Source organism: Flavobacterium okayamense (assembly GCF_019702945.1).
In the GTDB taxonomy this organism is placed as follows: Bacteria; Bacteroidota; Bacteroidia; order Flavobacteriales; family Flavobacteriaceae; genus Flavobacterium; species Flavobacterium okayamense.
In genome coordinates this window covers 497097-516870 of the sequence record NZ_AP024749.1, presented here as the reverse complement: position 1 = coordinate 516870, position 19774 = coordinate 497097, and the positions used below count along the sequence as shown (strand labels likewise).

At 33.1% G+C, this 19774-nt stretch carries 17 protein-coding genes; 11 read left to right on the top strand and 6 right to left on the bottom strand.

Annotation, left to right across the window (positions count from 1 at the left end):
- Positions 1 to 597: a thymidine kinase gene (locus KK2020170_RS02390; protein WP_221259212.1), complete on the bottom strand. Its 597-nt coding sequence runs from the start codon at positions 595 to 597 to the stop codon at positions 1 to 3.
- 101 nt (positions 598 to 698) lie between these two features.
- Here KK2020170_RS02390 and KK2020170_RS02385 point away from each other — a divergent pair, with 101 nt between their 5' ends.
- The 5 genes from KK2020170_RS02385 to KK2020170_RS02365 are packed head-to-tail and all read left to right on the top strand — an operon-like array spanning position 699 to position 3413.
- A complete protein-coding gene (locus tag KK2020170_RS02385; protein ID WP_221259211.1) occupies positions 699 to 1520 on the top strand; it encodes a hypothetical protein in 822 nt (273 codons plus the stop codon).
- An 8-nt stretch (positions 1521 to 1528) separates the two neighbouring features.
- Positions 1529 to 2311, top strand: a complete 783-nt coding sequence (locus KK2020170_RS02380; protein ID WP_221259210.1) for a HEAT repeat domain-containing protein — start codon at positions 1529 to 1531, stop codon at positions 2309 to 2311.
- On the top strand, positions 2304 to 2981 hold the full coding sequence (gene rsmI / locus KK2020170_RS02375) for a 16S rRNA (cytidine(1402)-2'-O)-methyltransferase (RefSeq protein ID WP_221259209.1): 678 nt from the start codon (positions 2304 to 2306) through the stop codon (positions 2979 to 2981). The genes KK2020170_RS02380 and rsmI overlap by 8 nt, the downstream gene beginning before the upstream one ends.
- A 4-nt stretch (positions 2982 to 2985) precedes the next feature.
- A complete protein-coding gene (locus KK2020170_RS02370) occupies positions 2986 to 3153 on the top strand; it encodes a hypothetical protein (protein WP_221259208.1) in 168 nt (55 codons plus the stop codon).
- Positions 3154 to 3188: 35 nt separating this feature from the next.
- The gene (locus KK2020170_RS02365) at positions 3189 to 3413 is read left to right on the top strand and encodes a PLDc N-terminal domain-containing protein (RefSeq protein ID WP_221259207.1); all 225 of its coding nucleotides are present in this window, start codon (positions 3189 to 3191) and stop codon (positions 3411 to 3413) included.
- 29 nt (positions 3414 to 3442) lie between these two features.
- Here the strand turns inward: KK2020170_RS02365 and KK2020170_RS02360 are convergent, their stop codons facing one another.
- Positions 3443 to 3685 (bottom strand): hypothetical protein, encoded by a 243-nt coding sequence (locus tag KK2020170_RS02360; RefSeq protein WP_221259206.1) that lies wholly within the window; start codon positions 3683 to 3685, stop codon positions 3443 to 3445.
- 108 nt (positions 3686 to 3793) lie between these two features.
- On the opposite strand from KK2020170_RS02360, the gene KK2020170_RS02355 reads away from it, so the two are divergent.
- Positions 3794 to 4219, top strand: coding sequence for an OsmC family protein (locus KK2020170_RS02355; protein WP_221259205.1), 426 nt, complete (start codon positions 3794 to 3796; stop codon positions 4217 to 4219).
- Between the two features lie 23 nt (positions 4220 to 4242).
- Here KK2020170_RS02355 and KK2020170_RS02350 read toward each other — a convergent pair whose 3' ends face one another.
- Together KK2020170_RS02350 and ade are read right to left on the bottom strand one after the other, a co-directional pair.
- Positions 4243 to 4596 (bottom strand): hypothetical protein, encoded by a 354-nt coding sequence (locus KK2020170_RS02350; protein ID WP_221259204.1) that lies wholly within the window; start codon positions 4594 to 4596, stop codon positions 4243 to 4245.
- A gap of 96 nt (positions 4597 to 4692) precedes the next feature.
- Positions 4693 to 6315, bottom strand: a complete 1623-nt coding sequence (gene ade / locus KK2020170_RS02345; RefSeq protein ID WP_221259203.1) for an adenine deaminase — start codon at positions 6313 to 6315, stop codon at positions 4693 to 4695.
- 139 nt (positions 6316 to 6454) lie between these two features.
- Here ade and recJ point away from each other — a divergent pair, with 139 nt between their 5' ends.
- Both recJ and KK2020170_RS02335 read left to right on the top strand, forming a co-directional pair.
- The gene (recJ, locus tag KK2020170_RS02340; RefSeq protein ID WP_221259202.1) at positions 6455 to 8155 is read left to right on the top strand and encodes a single-stranded-DNA-specific exonuclease RecJ; all 1701 of its coding nucleotides are present in this window, start codon (positions 6455 to 6457) and stop codon (positions 8153 to 8155) included.
- Positions 8148 to 9416, top strand: coding sequence for an MFS transporter (locus tag KK2020170_RS02335; protein WP_221259201.1), 1269 nt, complete (start codon positions 8148 to 8150; stop codon positions 9414 to 9416). The genes recJ and KK2020170_RS02335 overlap by 8 nt, the downstream gene beginning before the upstream one ends.
- On the opposite strand, the gene KK2020170_RS02330 is transcribed toward KK2020170_RS02335, so the two are convergent.
- A complete protein-coding gene (locus KK2020170_RS02330; RefSeq protein ID WP_255567334.1) occupies positions 9413 to 10153 on the bottom strand; it encodes a UDP-2,3-diacylglucosamine diphosphatase in 741 nt (246 codons plus the stop codon). The genes KK2020170_RS02335 and KK2020170_RS02330 overlap by 4 nt on opposite strands.
- Before the next feature lie 171 nt (positions 10154 to 10324).
- Between KK2020170_RS02330 and KK2020170_RS02325 the strand changes: the two genes are divergently transcribed.
- The 3 genes from KK2020170_RS02325 (at position 10325) to KK2020170_RS02315 (ending at position 19273) form a co-directional block, all read left to right on the top strand.
- A complete protein-coding gene (locus KK2020170_RS02325) occupies positions 10325 to 16387 on the top strand; it encodes a fibronectin type III domain-containing protein (RefSeq protein ID WP_221259200.1) in 6063 nt (2020 codons plus the stop codon).
- Positions 16388 to 16453: 66 nt separating this feature from the next.
- Positions 16454 to 17389, top strand: coding sequence for a PorP/SprF family type IX secretion system membrane protein (locus KK2020170_RS02320; RefSeq protein ID WP_221259199.1), 936 nt, complete (start codon positions 16454 to 16456; stop codon positions 17387 to 17389).
- Positions 17390 to 17407: 18 nt separating this feature from the next.
- A complete protein-coding gene (locus tag KK2020170_RS02315; RefSeq protein ID WP_221259198.1) occupies positions 17408 to 19273 on the top strand; it encodes an OmpA family protein in 1866 nt (621 codons plus the stop codon).
- A gap of 41 nt (positions 19274 to 19314) precedes the next feature.
- Here KK2020170_RS02315 and KK2020170_RS02310 read toward each other — a convergent pair whose 3' ends face one another.
- Positions 19315 to 19767 (bottom strand): 6-pyruvoyl trahydropterin synthase family protein, encoded by a 453-nt coding sequence (locus tag KK2020170_RS02310; RefSeq protein WP_221259197.1) that lies wholly within the window; start codon positions 19765 to 19767, stop codon positions 19315 to 19317.
- Positions 19768 to 19774 lie beyond the last annotated feature (7 nt).

Sequence of the window (19774 nt, the reverse complement as noted above, 5' to 3'; positions counted from 1 at the left end):
TTATTTGTTTTCTTCTTTCTGTTCTTTCAAAGCCTTGTAAAAAGCAGCACGACTTAATGGCTCATATTCTTCGGTTTCTCCTAATAAAACCAATTTATCATTTTGCGCTTTTCTAAAACTATAATTAGCTAAATTTCCAGTTCGCGTACAAACCGCATGAACTTTAGTTACGTATTCGGCAGTTGCCATTAAAGCAGGCATTGGTCCGAAGGGATTTCCTTTAAAATCCATATCTAAACCAGCCACAATTACCCGAATTCCAGAATTAGCTAAATCATTACAAACCGCTACAATTTCATCATCAAAAAACTGTGCTTCATCAATCCCAACGACATCACAGGTTTGCGCTAAAATTCTAATGCTTTCTGCTGCAGGAACTGGTGTAGAACGAATTTCATTCGCATCATGAGAAACCACCATTTCATCATGATAACGCGTATCAATTGCAGGTTTGAAAATTTCAACTCTTTGTTTGGCAAATTGGGCACGTTTTAGTCGGCGAATTAACTCTTCCGTTTTACCAGAAAACATAGAGCCACAAATGACTTCAATCCACCCAAATTGTTCTTGCTGATTTACTGTATTTTCGAGAAACATTTTGTATCTTTCGGACGTTTATTTGTAATTTGCTTTACTTTTGTAAGCAAAACAAAAATAGTGAAAAACCAACCATAATTTCAACTGCAAGAAATAAAGTTATGAAGAAAAAGTTAGAAGCCGAGTTAATTAGCATTGCACACAGAGTTTTAAAATTAAAAAATCGTTCCGAAACAAAGCAATTACAAGAAGAAGCTAAAAAGCTATACGAGCAATTAACCATTTTGCGTTTTTATGAGGAAAATTTTGAAGCGGTAAAAGAAGAAATTCCGGTTGAAGCTTTAGAAGCAAAACTACAAGAAGAAGCGGCTGTTGATTTAGATGTTCAAGAAGAGCCAGTTCTTAAAGAAGTATCAACTTTTGAGCCTGAAATAGAAGAAGAAATTATTGAAGAAGAAGTTGAAAACATTCAACACGAAGAAGATATAAAACAAGAACAACCTGCATTATTTGATACGGTTTCAATTGATGATTTCAAAGAGTTAGATTTTGTCAAAGTAGAAGATGTTCCGCAGGAAGTAGAGAAAGTTGCTGAAATTACTTTTGAAAAAGTTGAAGAAGAACCAATTATTGAAGAAGTAGTTGAAACAATTGAAGAAACTAAAGAAGAAATAAAAGAGGAAATTGTAATAGAAAAAGTTCCTGAAGTTGTTTTTGAAGAGCCAAAAGTAAAATCGCTTAACGATAGACTAAACAACGGAATCAACATTGGACTAAATGATAGAATTGCTTTTGAAAAAAAATTATTTGGAGGAAGTGCTGATGACTTCAATCGCGTTCTGTCACAATTGAATACGTTTGAATCATTTGATGAAGCTAAAGGTTTTATTGAAGATTTTGTAAAACCTGATTACAATAATTGGGACGGAAAAGAGGAGTTTGAAAATCGTTTCTTAGAATTTGTAGAACGTAAGTTTTCTTAAATTTCTTTATGGCTTTTTATGATTTAAACAAAGAAGAAAGGCAGCTTGTTGTAAATAATATTTACGAAGATTGTTTAACCTCTTTTGAAAGAAAAAATCTTGAAAAGTTATTGGTTCATTTTTCTAATGAAGATACTTACATTAGAAAAACTGCATATCAATCGGTAGGTAAAATTTATAATTCTAATTTTCGATTGCAAAAAGATATCCTTGTATATTTAAAGGAATTGTTAGAAAACGAAAATGAAAAAGTTCGTCAAACAACAATAAATTCGGCAGGTGAAATAGGAATGTATTATTTTGAAGATGTTATTTCCTTTTTCGATATCGGTTTGTTTGACGATCACCATTCCATAAGAAATGCAGTTATAGGTTCCGTTAAAAAAATGGGAGAGAAAAACCCCAAACCTGTTTTGGAATGGGCAAAGAACTATTTGCATCATGAAGATAAAGAAGTTCGAAGAGAAATATGCCATGGAATTGAACTAAGAGGAAGAAAACATCCTGAAGATATTTTACCATTGTTGAAAGAACTACAATTTGATGAAACAAAACGGGTAAGAACAACTTTGGTTCATGTTTTAGGACAGATTAGTTATAAAAAAGGCTGTTTGCAAAAAGTTGTTTCGCATTTAAATACTTGGAAAAACAAAGCGTTAGTTCAAGATGCAATCGATGAAATAGTAGATGTGCATAGCGAAAAAAGATATGCAAAGTTCACAGCATTAACACAACAAGAAGTTATTCGTTATATAGACGAGCATTTACAAATTAGTAAAAATAATGGGTAAACTATATATTGTACCAACACCAATAGGCAACTTAGAAGACATGACGTTTAGAGCGATTACCGTTCTAAAAGAAGCCGATTGTGTTCTTGCCGAAGATACGCGTACCAGCGGAAAATTAATGAAGCATTTTGAAATTGGTACACCTATGCAAAGCCACCACATGCACAACGAACATAAAACCGTTGAAAATTTGGTAAAACGCATGCAAGCCGGCGAAACCATTGCTTTAATTAGCGATGCAGGAACACCAGCTATTTCCGATCCTGGGTTTTTATTAACGCGTGCTTGTGTTGAAAATGGTATTGATGTGGAATGTTTGCCTGGAGCAACGGCTTTCGTTCCTGCTTTAGTGAATAGTGGTTTGCCAAACGATAAATTTGTATTCGAAGGTTTTTTGCCCGATAAAAAAGGTCGTCAAACACGCTTTTTAGCGCTAGCTGAAGAAACCAGAACCATGATTTTTTATGTTTCCCCACATAAATTGAATAAAACCTTAGCTGAATACGTGCAATACTTCGGTGCCGATAGACCTGTTTCTGTTTCAAGAGAATTGTCAAAACTACATGAAGAAACCGTTCGCGGAACAGCTGAAGAAGTATTAAAACATTTTGAAGCCAAACCCGCAAAAGGCGAAATTGTGGTTTGTGTTGGAGGGAAGAATTTAAAATAACTAGATGAGTAAAAAATCAATAATTCTACTTTTGATAATTGTAATTTCAACTTTCCTTGGAATAGCACTTATTAACTTAGGCTTTGAGAAAATGAAGTCATATTTAATAATAATTGGAGTTGTTATATTTTCAATTGGCATAGTAGGAGCAGTTAAACTTTATAATGATTGAATTAATATTTAATTAAAAAATAAAATTATTTATACATGGAATTTCAAGTTGATAACTTTTCAATTGGATTAATGATTTGGCAAATTATTGTTTTTATTAACTTAGTTTTTTGGGTGTTTTGTATAATTGATGTTTTAAGAAATTCATTTAATGGTAATGATAAATTGATTTGGATTTTAGTTTTATTATTTGTTCCATTTCTTGGACCGTTTTTGTATTTATTAATTGGACGAAAGAAAAGATTGAATAAAAGTGAATAGAACTACTCTATCCACTTTTAATTAAAACATTAATCAATCAATCTATTAATGATTGTCTCTATAGTGAAAATAGAACTTTCATCTTCTGATTTTATTTTAAAATCATAATTTTCAGGTGTCCCTTCAATTATAATAATTCCGTTAGAGTCAATTTTTGAAATTTCAGCTTTTAAAAGTTTCTTTAAACCAATAAAACTTTCATTTATAATTTCATTTAACAAATCATCTTCGTTTACTTCAAGTAATTTTACTTTATCAATAATTTTTACCATTTTAAATTGTTTTTTATATTAATAATTAACTAACTATAATTAAAACCAGAAACAATCATTTTTGTTTCAATTTTTATCAATTAAATTTGTAAAAAATTAAAAAATATCATGGCAACACACGAAGTAACCACAACTTGGAAAGGCAAAATGCAATTTGAATCTACTAACCCAAGTGGAGAAACATTTTTAATAAATGCTGCGGCAGAGCATGGTGGCGAAGGTGCTGGTTTGCGTCCAAAAGCGATGATGTTGTCAGCTTTAGCAGGTTGTTCCGGTTTAGATGTAGCTTCTTTAATCGAGAAAATGAAGTTGGAAGTAACCGATTTCAAAATTGAAACCATTGCCAATTTAACCGAAGAACATCCAAAAGTGTATGACGCTGTTACTGTAGAATATCATTTTTACGGAAATAATTTAAACGAAGCCAAATTGCAACGCGCCGTAGATTTATCAGTAGAAAAATATTGTGGTGTAATGGAAATGTTCCGTCAGTTTGCGAAAATTGACATTAAGGTTTTATTTCATAAAGAATAGTACAATACAAATACTTCACTTTATTAAAAGTCAATAAAAGTAGCTACACTATCTTTTTTAAATTCTTTATTTACCAATATAATTTTTATTTGTTTTATAAGAGTATCTTTTTTACTAGAATATCTAGAATTAATTCTTAAAGTATTATTTGATATATGGTTGAAAAAGAACTTTCTTTTGTAATTTGATAAATAAATTGTTCTATCTTTTTTCCAAGTCCCAACTTTGTTGTTAAAAGAATAAATACTTCCATCTTTTTTAAAGTTTATAGAATCGAATTTTATTTTTTTTAAATTTTTGTCATCAAAAGTGCTGCCTTGAACATAAAAAGTCTTATTATAGAAAGTATCTATTTCTTTAGAAGTGATTTTTTTCATTTTAGTAGGAAATAGATAATATATATTTTCTTTGCTCGATTTACAGTTGCAAAGGATGGCAAAAATCAAAAAAATAAGAATAGAAATTTTTTTCATTTATTCCATTTCTAAATCTACAAAAGAAAAAGTATTCCCACTAAACAATCCTTTATCAGAAAGTTTTAAATCGGGAATTACTAATAAAGCCATAAACGAAAGTGTCATAAATGGCGCTTTTAAATTGCTTCCTAGTTCTTTTGCCATTTCATCTATTTCTTGATACAATTTTCCAGCAGTCCAGCCGTCTTTATCACTCATAATTCCTGCTACAGGAAGGGGTAAAACTTTTTGTTCGGCACCATTTACGGCACAAACGCCTCCTTTGTTTTCGATTAATAAATTAACTGCTTTGCAAATTTCTTCATCCGAAGTCCCAACCGCAACAATATTATGACAATCGTGCGCTACTGAACTCGCAATGGCGCCTTTTTTTAATCCGAAATTTTTAATAAAAGCAATTGCAGGTTGTGCCTCTTGATAGCGATTCACAACCGTCATTTTTAAAATATCATCATTAGTATTGGAAACCAAATTTCCATCTTGAACTAAAGATGTGTGATGAATTTCATTCGTAATCAATTGTCCTTCTAAAGCTTCAATTACTCTAATTTTAGAAGCTGAGCTTTTAACTTCAAAATCTTCAGTATTCTTGAAAGAAGTGTTGAAATTATTTGGTGTTTCAAAGTCAACTTGTGTAACTTTTGAAAACCCATTTTCGGCAACTAATTCACCATTAATGTACGTTTGTTGGACTTTAAAATCGACTAAATCTTCTACAATAATAAAATCGGCAAAATCGCCTTCGTGTAAAATTCCAACATTCATATTATAATGATGTACCGGATTGATACAAGCGGCTTGCAACACTTTAAAAACATCCATTCCTTTGGCAACCGCTCGAGCACAAAGCGTGTTAATATGACTAATAATTAAATCATCAGGATGCTTATCATCCGAACAAAACATCATATTTTCAAAATGTTCAGGCAATAAATCAATTAAGGCTTCAAAATTCTTTGCAGCACTACCTTCACGAATGATGACTTTCATGCCTAAAGATAATTTTTCGGCTGCTTCTTCATAAGTAAAACACTCATGATCGGTTGTAATTCCAGCAGAAATATATTTTTTCACCGCATCGCCTCTTAAACCAGGGGCGTGACCGTCAATAGGTTTGTTAAAATGTTTAGCCCAAGCAATTTTCTTCATTACTTCTTCATCGTCAAACAAAACACCAGGATAATTCATCATTTCCGCTAAATAGTGAATATCTGGCGTAGCCAAAAGTTCTTTAATTCCTTCAGAATCGATAACAGCTCCTGCTGTTTCAAAAGAAGTTGCCGGTACACACGAAGGCGCTCCAAAATGAAATTTCAACGGCACTTTTTTACTGTTTTCAATCATGTAATACACACCGTCTTTTCCTAAAACATTCGCAATTTCATGTGGATCGGAAATCGTTCCAACTGTTCCGTGTAAAACCGCCAATTTTGCAAATTCAGAAGGGACTAACATCGAACTTTCAATGTGAATGTGCGCATCAATAAAACCAGGCATGATGTAATGATGTACATCATGTTCCTTTTCTATAATCGATTTTATTTTACCGTTTTCAACAGTAATTTCACCTGAAAAAATTCGTTTATTTTGTATGTCAACAATTTGTCCTTGAATTTGCATTTTCTTGAATTTGTAAATTCAAAAGTAACTAAATTAGACTGAAGGTTAAAAAGATTAATCAATTTAAAGTTTTTCTATATACATTTGCATTTGTATAAGCCAAAATAAAATATTGTAAAATCATAATTCGTAATTAATTATGCGTTGGAATTTAAAATCGAAGCCTCAAAAAGAAAAAGTACAAGCCTTACAAAATGCACTTCAAGTAGATGAAATCGTCGCTACTTTATTAGTTCAAAGAGGAATTGAAACCTTTGAACAAGCTAAACAATTTTTCCGTCCTACCTTAGAAGATTTATACGATCCGTATTTGATGATGGATATGGATAAAGCGGTAAATCGTATCGAATTGGCAATTACCAATAACGAACGAATTTTAGTTTTTGGTGATTATGATGTCGACGGAACCACTGCTGTTTCACTTGTTTCTTCTTATTTAAAAACCATTACACCAAATATTGCAACATATATTCCGGATAGATATGCTGAAGGTTACGGAGTTTCCTACAAAGGGATTGATTTTGCTGACGACAATGGATTTTCGCTAATCATTGCTTTAGATTGCGGAATTAAATCGATTGACCATGTAAAGTATGCGAAGGAAAAAGGAATCGATTTTATCATTTGTGATCACCATCGTCCAGGAGAATTTTTACCCGATGCTGTAGCTATTTTAGATCCAAAAAGAGAAGATTGTTCCTATCCTTATGATGAATTATGCGGTTGTGGTGTCGGATTCAAACTGATTCAAGCGTTAGGGAAAAATAGAAATCAAACTATTGAAAATTTAGTTCCGTATTTAGATTTAGTAGCAACAGCAATTGCTGCGGATATAGTTCCAATTACTGGAGAAAATAGAGTGTTGGCAAAATTTGGTTTAGAAGTTATCAATTCAAATCCAAGAGCAGGAATAAAAGCACTCATCCAAAATGTAAAAAAGAAGGAATTAACGATTACTGATGTTGTTTTTACTGTTGCACCACGAATTAATGCGGCGGGAAGAATTCATCATGGTGATTATGCGGTTCGCTTGTTAACCGAATTTAATTTGGAACAAGCGGAAGAAGTGGCGAAAGAAATTGAACAATTCAATTCGGACAGGAAAGATTTGGATAAACAAATCACTAAAGAAGCCTTACTTCAAATACAAGAAAATCAAGAAGAAAAGTCTTTTTCAACTGTAGTTTATAATGAAAATTGGCACAAAGGCGTAATTGGAATTGTAGCTTCTCGCTTAGTTGAAAATTATTATCGTCCAACGATTGTTTTTACAAAAAGTGGCGATAAATTGTCAGCTTCGGCTCGATCGGTAAAAGATTTTGATATTTATAATGCCTTAGAAGCGTGTTCAGAACATTTGGAACAATTTGGCGGACATATGTATGCGGCTGGAATGACACTTTTGGAAGAAAATTATCAAAATTTCAAACAAGCTTTTGAAGAAGTAGTCCAACAAACTTTGCATCCCGATTTGCAAACTCCAGAGATAGAATTCGATGCAGAAATTCAATTAACCGACATTAATCCGAAATTAGTTCGAATTTTAAAACAATTTGAGCCATATGGTCCACAAAATATGACACCGCTTTTTTTAGTAAAAGATTTAACTGATTCTGGTTATGCTAAAACCTTAGGTTCAGAGGGAGAACATCTAAAAGCGTATGTAAAGCAAAATGATTCGGATTCTTTTGGTGCAATTGGTTTTGGTTTAGGAAATAAAATAGACATAGTTAAAAATTTCTCAAAATTTGATGCTATCGTTTCAATTGAAGAAAATGAATGGCGAGATGTTGTAACTTTGCAATTGCAATTACGTGACATTAAATCTTTGAATGACTAAGAAAGATCCTTACGCAGCACTTCGTTTTAAAGAATTTCGTTTTTTTCTTGCTATGCGATTCGCATTAGTTTTCGCTTGGTCAATGCAATTTGTAATCATCGAATGGGAAGTGTATAGTTTAACTAAAAATCCACTTTCATTAGGGATTATTGGCTTAATGGAAATTATTCCAGCAGTTGCAATGTCGCTTTTTGCAGGACATATTGTGGATCAAAATGAAAAGAAAGGCTTGCTGTTAAAAATTATGTTAGGTTTTTCAGTAATTAGTTTAGGTTTGTTTCTAATTACTGTGCCAAGTTTAGTTGCTTCATTGTCTAAAAATACAATTCTTTTTACTATTTATGGATTGGTTTTTCTGGGTGGAATTGTACGATCATTCATTAGTCCAACTGTCTTTTCATTATTAGCCCTAATTGTGCCAAAGAAAGATTATCCTAACGCAGCCACTTGGAGTAGTTCAACGTGGCAATTAGCATCCATGTTTGGTCCTGCCTCGGCTGGATTTTTAATCAGTTGGATTGGCGTACACTGGTCTATGTGTTTTGTATTTGCTTGTACGTTAATAGCATTACTTTGGTTAATTAAAATAGAAAAGAAGCCAATTTTAAACCCTAAGATTGGTGAGCCAATAATGCAAAGTTTAAAAGAAGGTGTAAAATTTGTTTTCAATAATAAAACAATTTTAGGAGCTATATCTTTAGATATGTTTGCGGTTTTATTTGGTGGTGCTGTTGCTTTATTACCAATTTTTGCTCAAGATATTTTAAAAGTAGGTTCAGAAGGTTTTGGAATTTTACGTGCTGCACCAGCAGTTGGTTCAATAATAACTATGCTAGCCGCAGCTCATATTTCTTTAACAAGAAACGCTGGAAAAAAACTTTTAATAGCCATCTTTATATTTGGAGCATGTATAATTGTTTTCGGATTGTCAACCATTTTTTGGGTTTCAGTAGTTGCACTATTTTTAAGTGGTGTAGCCGATGGTGTATCAGTTGTTATTAGAAGCACTATATTGCAATTGCACACACCAGATAATATGCGAGGTCGCGTTTCATCCGTTAATTCAATATTTGTTGGGTCTTCTAATGAATTAGGCGCTTTTGAAAGCGGATTGACGGCAAAATTGATGGGAGTTGTTCCGGCAGTTGTTTTTGGTGGTTGTATGACTATTGCAACAGTTTTTGGAACTGCTATTGTTTCGCCTTCGTTTAGACAATTAGATTTAGAAAAAGATTTGGAAGAATTAAGTAAAGAGGATTAATCTTTGAATTCTTTTAACTCGAATTTTTCACCATCGAAAACTCCGTAAGTAAAATAGCCAATCCAATCGCCAAGATTTACATATTTTGATTTCTCAGAAACATCAATAATCATAGGTAAATGTCTATGACCAAAAACAAAATAATCATAATGCTTAGTTTCTAATTTTCGTTTTGCATATTGAACTAGCCATTCATTTTCTTCCCCTAAAAATTTAACATCTTCTTCACCAGAAATCAATTTATTTTTAACAGAAAGATATTGTGCTAATTTAACACCTAAATCGGGATGTAACCATCGGAACAAGCATTTTGAAAAAGGATTGGTAAAGACTTTTTTCATTCTTTTGTAGCCTTTGTCGCCGGGGCCTTTTCCGTCTCCATGGCCAATTAAGAATGTTTTGCCATTAAAAGTAAATTCTTTGTTATCGTGATAAACAGGAATATTCAATTCCTTTTCAAAATAATCGTGCATCCACAAATCATGATTGCCCACAAAAAAATAGATTGGAGTTCCAGAATCCCTTATTTCAGCTAATTTTCCAAGTACTCTAACAAAACCTTTAGGTACAACTGTTTTGTATTCAAACCAAAAATCAAATAAATCCCCTAATAGAAAGATTACATCTGCATCTTTTTTAATTTCATCCAACCATTGAACGAATTTTTGCTCCCGAGGAAAACTCAATTCTGAAGTTGGAGCACCAAAATGTTGGTCAGAGGCAAAATATATTTTCAAAAGGAATTTTATTAAAATTATTTGTTGTTACAAATGTAATAATTATTTGTAAAGTCAAAAATAACATTTTGTCGGAGAAATGTTACAATTGAACGATTGATGTATGTCTAGCAAATTAAATTATTATCTTTGAAAAATTAATCAAACCATAACTTATTAATAACAACACTGATGAAAAAATTTTTACTTCTAATTATGTTGTTTTTCTCGTTTTTAGGATTTTCTCAATTGGCAGAAGATTTTGAAAACCCCACCTTTCCACCGACAGGATGGGTTGAGTTTGACAACGGAATTGGTACTGTTCAAAGTTGGCAACGAACAACCATTTCGAGTTTAACTTACAATGCTTCGCTTGGTTCTGCTTATGTAATTCGTGAGAATGTAACAGATGGAACTTTTGCAGAAGATTGGTTAGTTACTCCTCAAGTTTTAGTTCCAACTGACGGACAATTAAGGTTTCAAACTAGAAAAGCAGTAGGAACAAATAATGGTACGCAATATACTGTTAGGATTGCGACTGTTTCTCAAACTAATCCAGCAGACTTTACAGTTTTGCAAACATGGGATGACTCTAATATTAATACCAATCAAACAGCTCCGTTTTATGAGCAGAAAGTTATAGATTTATCTGCTTACACAGGACAAAATGTTTACTTGGCATTTGTTATGACAAATGACAATGGTAATCGTTGGTTGGTTGACAATGTTTACGTTGATCAGAGATGTTTGGAGTCTACAAATTTATTTGTTACTAGTGTAAACGATACTTCAGTTGACTTAAACTGGGATAATCCAAGTGGTGCTACACAGTGGGAAATTGAATGGGGTCCTACTGGATTTACACCTGGTACAGGAACATTAGTAACTCCTGTTAATACAAATCCTTTTAATTTAGGAGGTTTAGTAGCGGCTACTACTTATGATTTTTATGTAAGACCAATTTGTCCTAACGATAATTATGGAATTTGGGCTGGTCCTGAAACATTTACAACAGCAGTCTGTGCAATTACACAGCAATGTGATTTTGATTTTGTAATGACAGATAGTTTTGGAGATGGATGGAATGGGGCCTCTATGACTATATCTCAATTTGGGGTTCCTGTTGCTACAATAGGATCAACTTTTACTGGAGGAAGTGGTCCAATTACTGTTACTGTTCCTTTGTGTAGTAGTCAACCATTTGATTTAGTATGGACTACTGGAGGAACATTCCCTAATGAGGTAGGTGTTTCAATAGTTGATCCACTTGGTGCAACAATATTTACTATGCCTTCAGGTAGTGGTAGCCAGGCAGGTACAACTATATTTTCTGGTGTTGCTGCTTGTACACCGCCTACATGTCCACAGCCAAGTAATGTTCTAATTTCAGGAGTTAATACTTCTTCAGGAACAATTACATGGTCAGATAACACAGGTGGAGTAGCAGTTCCTGCCACACAATGGCAAGTTATAATTCAGCCGGCTGGGTCAGGATATCCGCCATCTGGTGCTGAAATTATAAATACAACTGTTTCTTCAACAAGTTATTCTTTTTCTGGTTTAAATTCAGATACTCAATATGAAGTTTTTATAAGTGCAATATGTGATGCATCTGGCACACCTGATCCAAGTTTTTATGAAGGTCCGACACTTTTCACAACTTCAAAAAACTACTGTGGAGGTGATATTTTTACTGATTCTGGAGGAGCTGGAGCAAACTATTCAAATGGTGAAGATATCACATGGACTATTTGTCCAGATACTCCAGGTGATGCTGTAACAGTATTTTTTAATACTTTTAATACTGAGGCAAACTGGGATGGTTTATATGTTTTTGATGGTCCAGATATTACTGCACCTCAAATAGCTAGTGGTAATGGGGCTGGAAATGTTCCTGGTGGTGTTCCTGGAAGTTTCTGGGGAACTACAATTCCTGGTCCGTTTGTTTCAACTCATCCTTCAGGATGTTTGACTTTCAGATTTAGAAGTGATGGATCAGTTAATAATCCTGGTTGGACTGCTAATGTTGTATGTGGTCCGCCACCAACATGTAGTATGCCAACAGGATTGTCTGTAAGTAGTATCACTTCTGATGGAGCGACTTTAAGTTGGACAGATACTAATACACCACCAGCTACGGGTTGGCAAATTGCAGTACAACCTGCGGGTTCTGGTTATCCACCAACAGCTTCTACAATTTTATTTAATGCTACAACAAACCCATTTACTGTTACTGGTTTAAACCCAAATTCAACATATGAATTTTATGTTTTATCTGATTGTGGCGCAGCTGATGGAGTAAGTTATTGGGGAGGTCCTTTCTCATTTAATACTTTATTCCCTGGTTGTGGTGGTTCTGCACCTGCTTCGGATGTTTGTGTTGATGCAACACCAGTATGTTCACTAGACGGATATTGTGGAAATACATCAGGAACCTATACTGATGCTTCTTGGCCAGCTTTAGATACTGCATTCTGTGGGTCTATTGAAAATAACTCATTCTTGACATTTGAAGCCGCTTCAACTTCAATTTCAATGAATGTTGAAGTTGGAAACTGTACTAATGGTTCAGGTATACAATTTATGATATTCTCTGGTTCATGTGGTGGAGCTGTTACTTCAATAGGATGTAATTCACCTATGAATCCAGGAACAAATGCTCTAACTTTTAATGGTTTAGTGCCTGGACAAACTTATTTTTTAATGATTGATGGTTTTGCAGGTGCAATTTGTGACTATTCAGTTACAGTAACTTCTGGAGGTTCATTTACAACAGACGTAACTATCACTCAAGAAGACCAAACGATATGTATTGATGATACTTTAACTATTGATGTTACTGGTGGTAATGGAGTTTACAACTGGGATCCAGCAACTGGATTAGATACAACAACAGGTCCTTCTGTGGTATTTACTCCACCGGCACCGGGAGTTTACATCATCAATGTTCAAACAACTGATACTAATTCATTATGTGCAACAGCTGACTTTATAGAAGTTACAGTTTTAGATAATACAACACCTTCTTTCTCAAATCCAGGACCATTATGTTCTGGATCTCCAAACGTGACATTAGATACTACTGATTCTAATGGTATTACTGGTTCATGGACTTTAGGTGGTAATCCAGTAACTGAGGTAGATGCTTCAACTGCAGGTGTTTATGATTATATTTTTACACCAGATCCTGTTGCATTCCCATGTTCACCAGCAATAACAATGCAGGTAGAAATATTATCTACATGTACTTTTAACGCTTTTGCTTCTGCAGTTTATGTAGATAATTGCGAAACAACAGATCCAGGAGAATATTTTAATACTACTGGTTCTTCAACAAATGCTTTCGGAGCTGCTACAAATAGTTTTAGCGGTAATGATTTTGGTACTTATGTACAAAATTCAGGTAACTTTATGTTACAAGGTGCTGCAATTAAAACCTTTAAAAATGCTACTTCTAATGTATGCGGAGCAAACATGTATTATAGAGTTTATGAAGTTTCTTCAGTTCCTAGTGCATTTACTGCTATACCTTTAACTTTTTTAGAAGATTGTGGAGCAGGAACTTTTACTTCAGGAGCTCCATGTGTTCCTGGTGATCAAATTTGGGGTAATTCATCTCAAGCTATTGATTTAACAACTTTTGTTCCGGGTGATTATATCTTGGAAGTTTATTATGATGTAAATGGAGATAATGACGCTCCTAATCAATGTGATGATACAATCCTAGTTAATAATGGTGGAAATAATTTTATTTCAAATTTCACAATCCAAAGTGCAATTACATTTACACAAACAAATGAAGAGTGTGGAAGTTCTAATGGTACTATAATTGTTTCTGGATTTAATCCTGGAGATGTTTATACATTAACGTATAATGACGATACTATCCCTGTTGGTCCAGTTGATTATCAAGCTGATTTTAATGGACAAATTATAATTACAGGTTTAGACGCAGGAACTTATGATAATTTTGATTTTGTAATTAATGGATGTTCAATTTTTGAAGCTACTCCAATTATTATTACTGATTTTTCACCGTCTATAACAAATGTGACAAATAATTCACCTATTTGTTTTGGAAATGATGCAGTATTTGTAATTGAAGGTACACCAAACTTTGATGTAGATTACACTATTAATGGTACACCAATGCCTGCGGTAACTTTAGATGCTTCAGGATTTGCTACTGTAACAGTGACAAACCCTGCACCTGGTACCGTTGATTTAGCGTTATTGAATATTTATAATTCAGTTTGTAATATAGTGGTTAATAACACTTCTTCAGTAATTGTTAATCCATTGCCAACTGCAACTATTTCTGCTCCAAGTACATTCGCATGTATTGGTTCAGATGCAGTATTTACAATTACTGGAACACCTGGAGCTATTGTATCATTTACAGGAGCACCGGGTTCACCAATAACTTTAGATGCAACTGGAAGTTATACTTTAAATGTTACTTCTAATGTTGATGTTCAAGTTACATTAGTTGATGTGACTAATCCGACAACTGGATGTGTTAACACAATTTTAGGCGAAGTTGCAAATGTTGCAATAGTTGTTGTTCCTGTGCCTACAGCCAATATAACTCAGCCAACTTGTTCAGTTACTACAGGTACAGTAGAAGTTACTTCACCTTTAATATCACAAGTTAATTTCCCTGGTGATTTATTTATATCTGAAATTACTGATGCTCAACCAGGATCTTTAACATATGTTGAAATTTACAATGGAACTGGATCAGATGTTGATTTAAGTAATTATAAAATTAGAGTTACAACAAATGGTACTACATTATCGTGTGATTTACCTTTAAGTGGTGTTTTAGTAAATGATGATGTACTTGTTGTAAAATTAAGTTCAAGTGCAGATGAAGGTGGTATTGTAGCTGACTTAGCATTTACAACATGTACAGGAGTTAATAATAACGATAGAATTGCTTTATCAAATCTATCTAACGTTGATATAGATGTTTGGGGTACTCCTGATGGTTCTGTCTTTACACCTGCAAGTGGAATTGGATACAACTATCAAAGAATAACTACTGGTACAACTCTTCCATCAACTACATGGAATCCTGCAGATTGGACTGCTACAGATTGGGGTAACCCAACAGCTACAACTGGTGATTACAGTGATGTAGGTTTTTACACTTTATATGCAGCAAATTATGAGTATACTTTGAGTGATGGTACTACATCAACTACTCAAACGACTACAACTTACACAGGAGTAGTACCTGGAACTTATACGCTAGTTGTACATGATACAGCTACTGGATGTTATTCTGAGGCATTAGATATAGTAATTAATCCTGTTATTTTTAACGACCCAATTACTACAATTAGTTATAATACTCCTGTTTGTGAAGGAAGTGCAAATCTTTTACCTGATACAACTACTCCTGGATTTACAACTGGAGGTGAATATACTGCTACGCCTGTGGGCTTAGTAATTGATTCAGTAACAGGTGAAATAAATGTAGTAGCAAGTACTCCTGGAGTTTATACAGTTACCTATTTAGTTTTGGCAGATAATTCAATCTGTTTAAATGCTGGAAGTTCAACATTTGAAGTTACAATAACAGCTGGTACACCAGCTACTTTCAATAATATAACTTTATGTCAAGGAGATATAAATAATTCTTTACCAATGAATTCTTTGGAAGGATTTACTGGAACTTGGGATGCGGTTAATATTGACACCTCTATTATTGGTAGTCAAGTTTACACATTTACTCCAGATCCTGGCCAATGTGCTACTGTAGGGACATTAGATGTAGAAATAATTGCTAAAGATATCGTAACATTTAATAGTGTAGAAGCATGTTTAGGTTCAATTGTTGATTTCCCAACTATATCAGTTGAAGGTTATACATTGTCAGGAACATGGAGTCCAAGTGTTGTTACGACAACATCAGTAGGACCTTTTGATTATATTTTTACACCAGATGATGTGTGTTATGCTCAAGCAGTATTCCAAGTAGATACTAAAGTTTGTGAAATTCCTAGAGGGATTTCTCCAAACGGTGATGATAAAAATGATGAATGGGATTTAACAGGGTTTAATGTTAAAAAGGCAGAAATTTTTAATCGTTATGGAAGAAAAGTTTATTCTAAAACTAATTACCTTGATGAATGGCATGGACAATCAGATTCTGGTTCTGAATTACCAACAGGGACTTATTTTTATGTTTTAGAGTTTAATGATCAACCTTCAAAAACTGGTTGGGTTTATATAAACAGACAAGAATAATAAAGACACAACAAAATAACTCCGTTTTTTTTTGACGGAGTTATTTAAACAATTATTATAAAAAAAATGAGAAAACTATTATTAGTTATATTTTTAGCCTCAGGAGCCCTTTTTGAAGGTTACGCTCAACAAGATCCGCATTATACTCAATATATGTATAATATGAGTGTAATGAATCCAGCTTATGCTGGTTCTAAAGAAAGTTTATCTTTGGGTATACTTTACCGAAAACAATGGGTAGAAATTGAAGATGCGCCAACAACAGCTACTTTTTTTGGACACAGTCCAGTTGGGAAAAATGTTGGATTGGGTTTGTCTGTTATTTCTGATAAAATTGGGCCTGTAGAAGAAAATAACATTTACGGTGATTTTTCTTACACTCTAAGTTTAGGAGGAGAGCATAAGTTAGCTTTTGGTATTAAAACTGGGCTAACATTACATAAAGTTGGTTTATTCAGCGAAATTGGAAATGGTTATGTTCCGGATGTTGATGATCCAGCATTTTCAGAAAATATCAGTAATACATACTTTAACATTGGTTCAGGATTGTTTTATTATACAAATAAATATTACCTTGGATTTTCAGTGCCTAATATGTTAAAATCTAAACATTTAGATTTGTCAGTAAATGGAGATCAATATGAGTTTGGTTCAGAAACTTCTCATTATTTCTTTACTGGAGGATATGTTTTTGATTTAAATGAAAAAGTTAAATTCAAGCCTTTCTTTATGTTGAAGTCTGCATTTAGTGCGCCTACATCTTTAGATTTATCGACTAATTTCTTATTTAATGATAAATTTGAAGTAGGAGCAACTTATCGTCTTGATGATAGTTTCGGTGCAATGGCTAATTATGCTGTTTTACCTAATTTAAGAATAGGTTATGCTTATGATCATATTGTTTCTGACTTAAAAGTTACAACTCCATCTTCACACGAGATTATTTTATTGTGGGATGTTAACTTCTCTAAGAAGGTTTCAAGTTCACCAAGATTTTTCTAACCTAAAAGCGATAAAGAAATGAAAAAAATATTTTTTACTTTAAGTTTTGTAATCGCTTCAGGATTAATAAGCGCACAAAACAATAAAACAAAAGCGGCAGATAAATTATTTGATCGCTACGAATATGTTGAAGCTGCTGAAGCATATTTAAAAATTGTAGATGAAAATGACGATGATTTATATATCGAAAGTCAATTGGCAGAATGCTACTACAATGTTTTTAACACAAGTGAAGCTGTAAAATGGTATGGTAAGATCGCTGAACAAAAGAACGATGCAGAAACATACTATAGATATGCTCAAATGTTAAAAGCTCAAGGAAATTATACGGAATCTGATAAGCAAATGAATAAGTTTGCTGCTTTAGCTCCTAAAGACCAAAGAGCAATTGAATTTAAGAGTAATCCAAATTACCTACAAGATTTAAAAAATCAATCTAAATTATTTGAGATTACTCCAGCAACAATTAGTAGTGACAAATCTGATTTTGGAGCAGTAATGTCAAATACAAACGAAGTATATTTTTCAAGTGCTAGAAATGGTTCTAGAAAAAATGCTAGTTTCAACGAAGAGCCATTTTTAGACGTTTATAAAGCAATTTATAATGAAGATGGTACTTTGAGTGAACCAACATTAGTTTCTGAGATTAATACTAAATGGCATGATGGTCCAGTAGCTATTTCAGCAGATGGAAATACTATGTTCTTTGGTAGTGAAAGTTTTAACGAAAGTGAATTTGTAAAAGATAAAGATAAACGATTAAAATACGGTAAAATATATCTTTATAAAGCGACAAAAAATGGAGACAAATGGTCAAACATTAAGCCACTTCCATTTAACAATGAGGCGTATTCATTACGAAACCCTGCTTTAAGTGCTGATGGTAAAACATTATACTTCTCTTCTGATATGCCTGGAGGAATTGGAGGTGAAGATATTTATAAAGTAAGTGTAGATGGAGATACTTATGGCACGCCTGAAAATTTAGGTAATAAAGTAAATACTGAAGGAGATGAAAGTTTTCCTTTTATTACAAATAAAGATGTCTTATATTTTGCATCTAACGCTAGAGAAGGTTTCGGAGGTTTTGATATTTTTAAAATTGATTTAGCTAAAGATAATGAACCATTAAATGTTGGAGAACCTGTAAACACGGAAAAAGACGATTTCTCTTTTGCTTTCAATACCGATAAAAAGGTAGCTTTTTTCTCTAGTAATAGAGCTGGTGTTGATAACATTTATATGGCAACACCTATTTGCGGTGTAAATGGTTTAGTTTTGGTTAAAAATTCTAAAACTGGAACAGTTATTGAAGGAGTATTAGTGTCAGTTTTAGATGATCAAAATAATGTAGTTTCAACAAACACAACTAACGACCAAGGTAATGCTAAATTTGGATTAGCTTGTGAGAAAGATTATAACTTTAATGCTTCACGTTCAGGTTTTGAAAACGCTGTAGCATCAATGAGTAAATCAGAAGGTGGAGAAGAAATTATTGAAATTTTAATGGATCCTATCAAGCCTATTATCACAGAAACAGAAGTTATTCTAAACCCTATTTTCTTTGAATTTAATAGAAGTAATATAACTAAACAAGGAGCTGAAGAGTTAGATCGTTTAGTTGATGTAATGAATGAGCATCCTGAAATGGTAATATTTGCTAAATCTCATACAGATAGTAGAGGTGGTGATAAGTACAATTTAAATTTATCTGACCGTAGAGCTAAAGCTACTGTTCAATACATTATTTCAAAAGGTATAGATAAAGAGAGAATCTCTGGACAAGGTTTTGGTGAAACTGAACCAAAAGTAGATTGTAAAAAATGTACTGAAGAGGAACATGCGCAAAACAGAAGAAGTGAATTCTTAATTGTTAAGAAATAATATTTCTAAATAAAAAAAGCCACTCATTTGAGTGGCTTTTTTTATATGTTATCACTTTGAAACCATTCGGCATACGAACTCTCTGTTTCTTGTAATCGTAATGAAAACAATTTAATGTCTTCTGGAAGTCTTGCTTTTATTTTTAAAGCAAAATCAATAACCATATTTTCACTTGTTGGCTGATAATCTACTAAGATTACATGGTGTCCTCTTGATTTTAACTCTTCAGCTAATTCTATATGAGGTGTATTCTTGTTAAAGACTGTTGCATGATCAAATAAGTCAACGATTTCTTCTTTTACAATTTTTTTTAAATCAGAAAAATCAATGACCATTCCATACTTTACGTTTTTAGTATCAGTTATAGGTTTGCCAATAACTGTTACAGAAAGTTTATAGCTATGCCCATGAACATTTTTACATTTACCATCGTAGCCATAAAGTGCATGGCCAGTTTCAAAATTGAATTGTTTTGTAATTCTGATTGTACTCATTCTAATA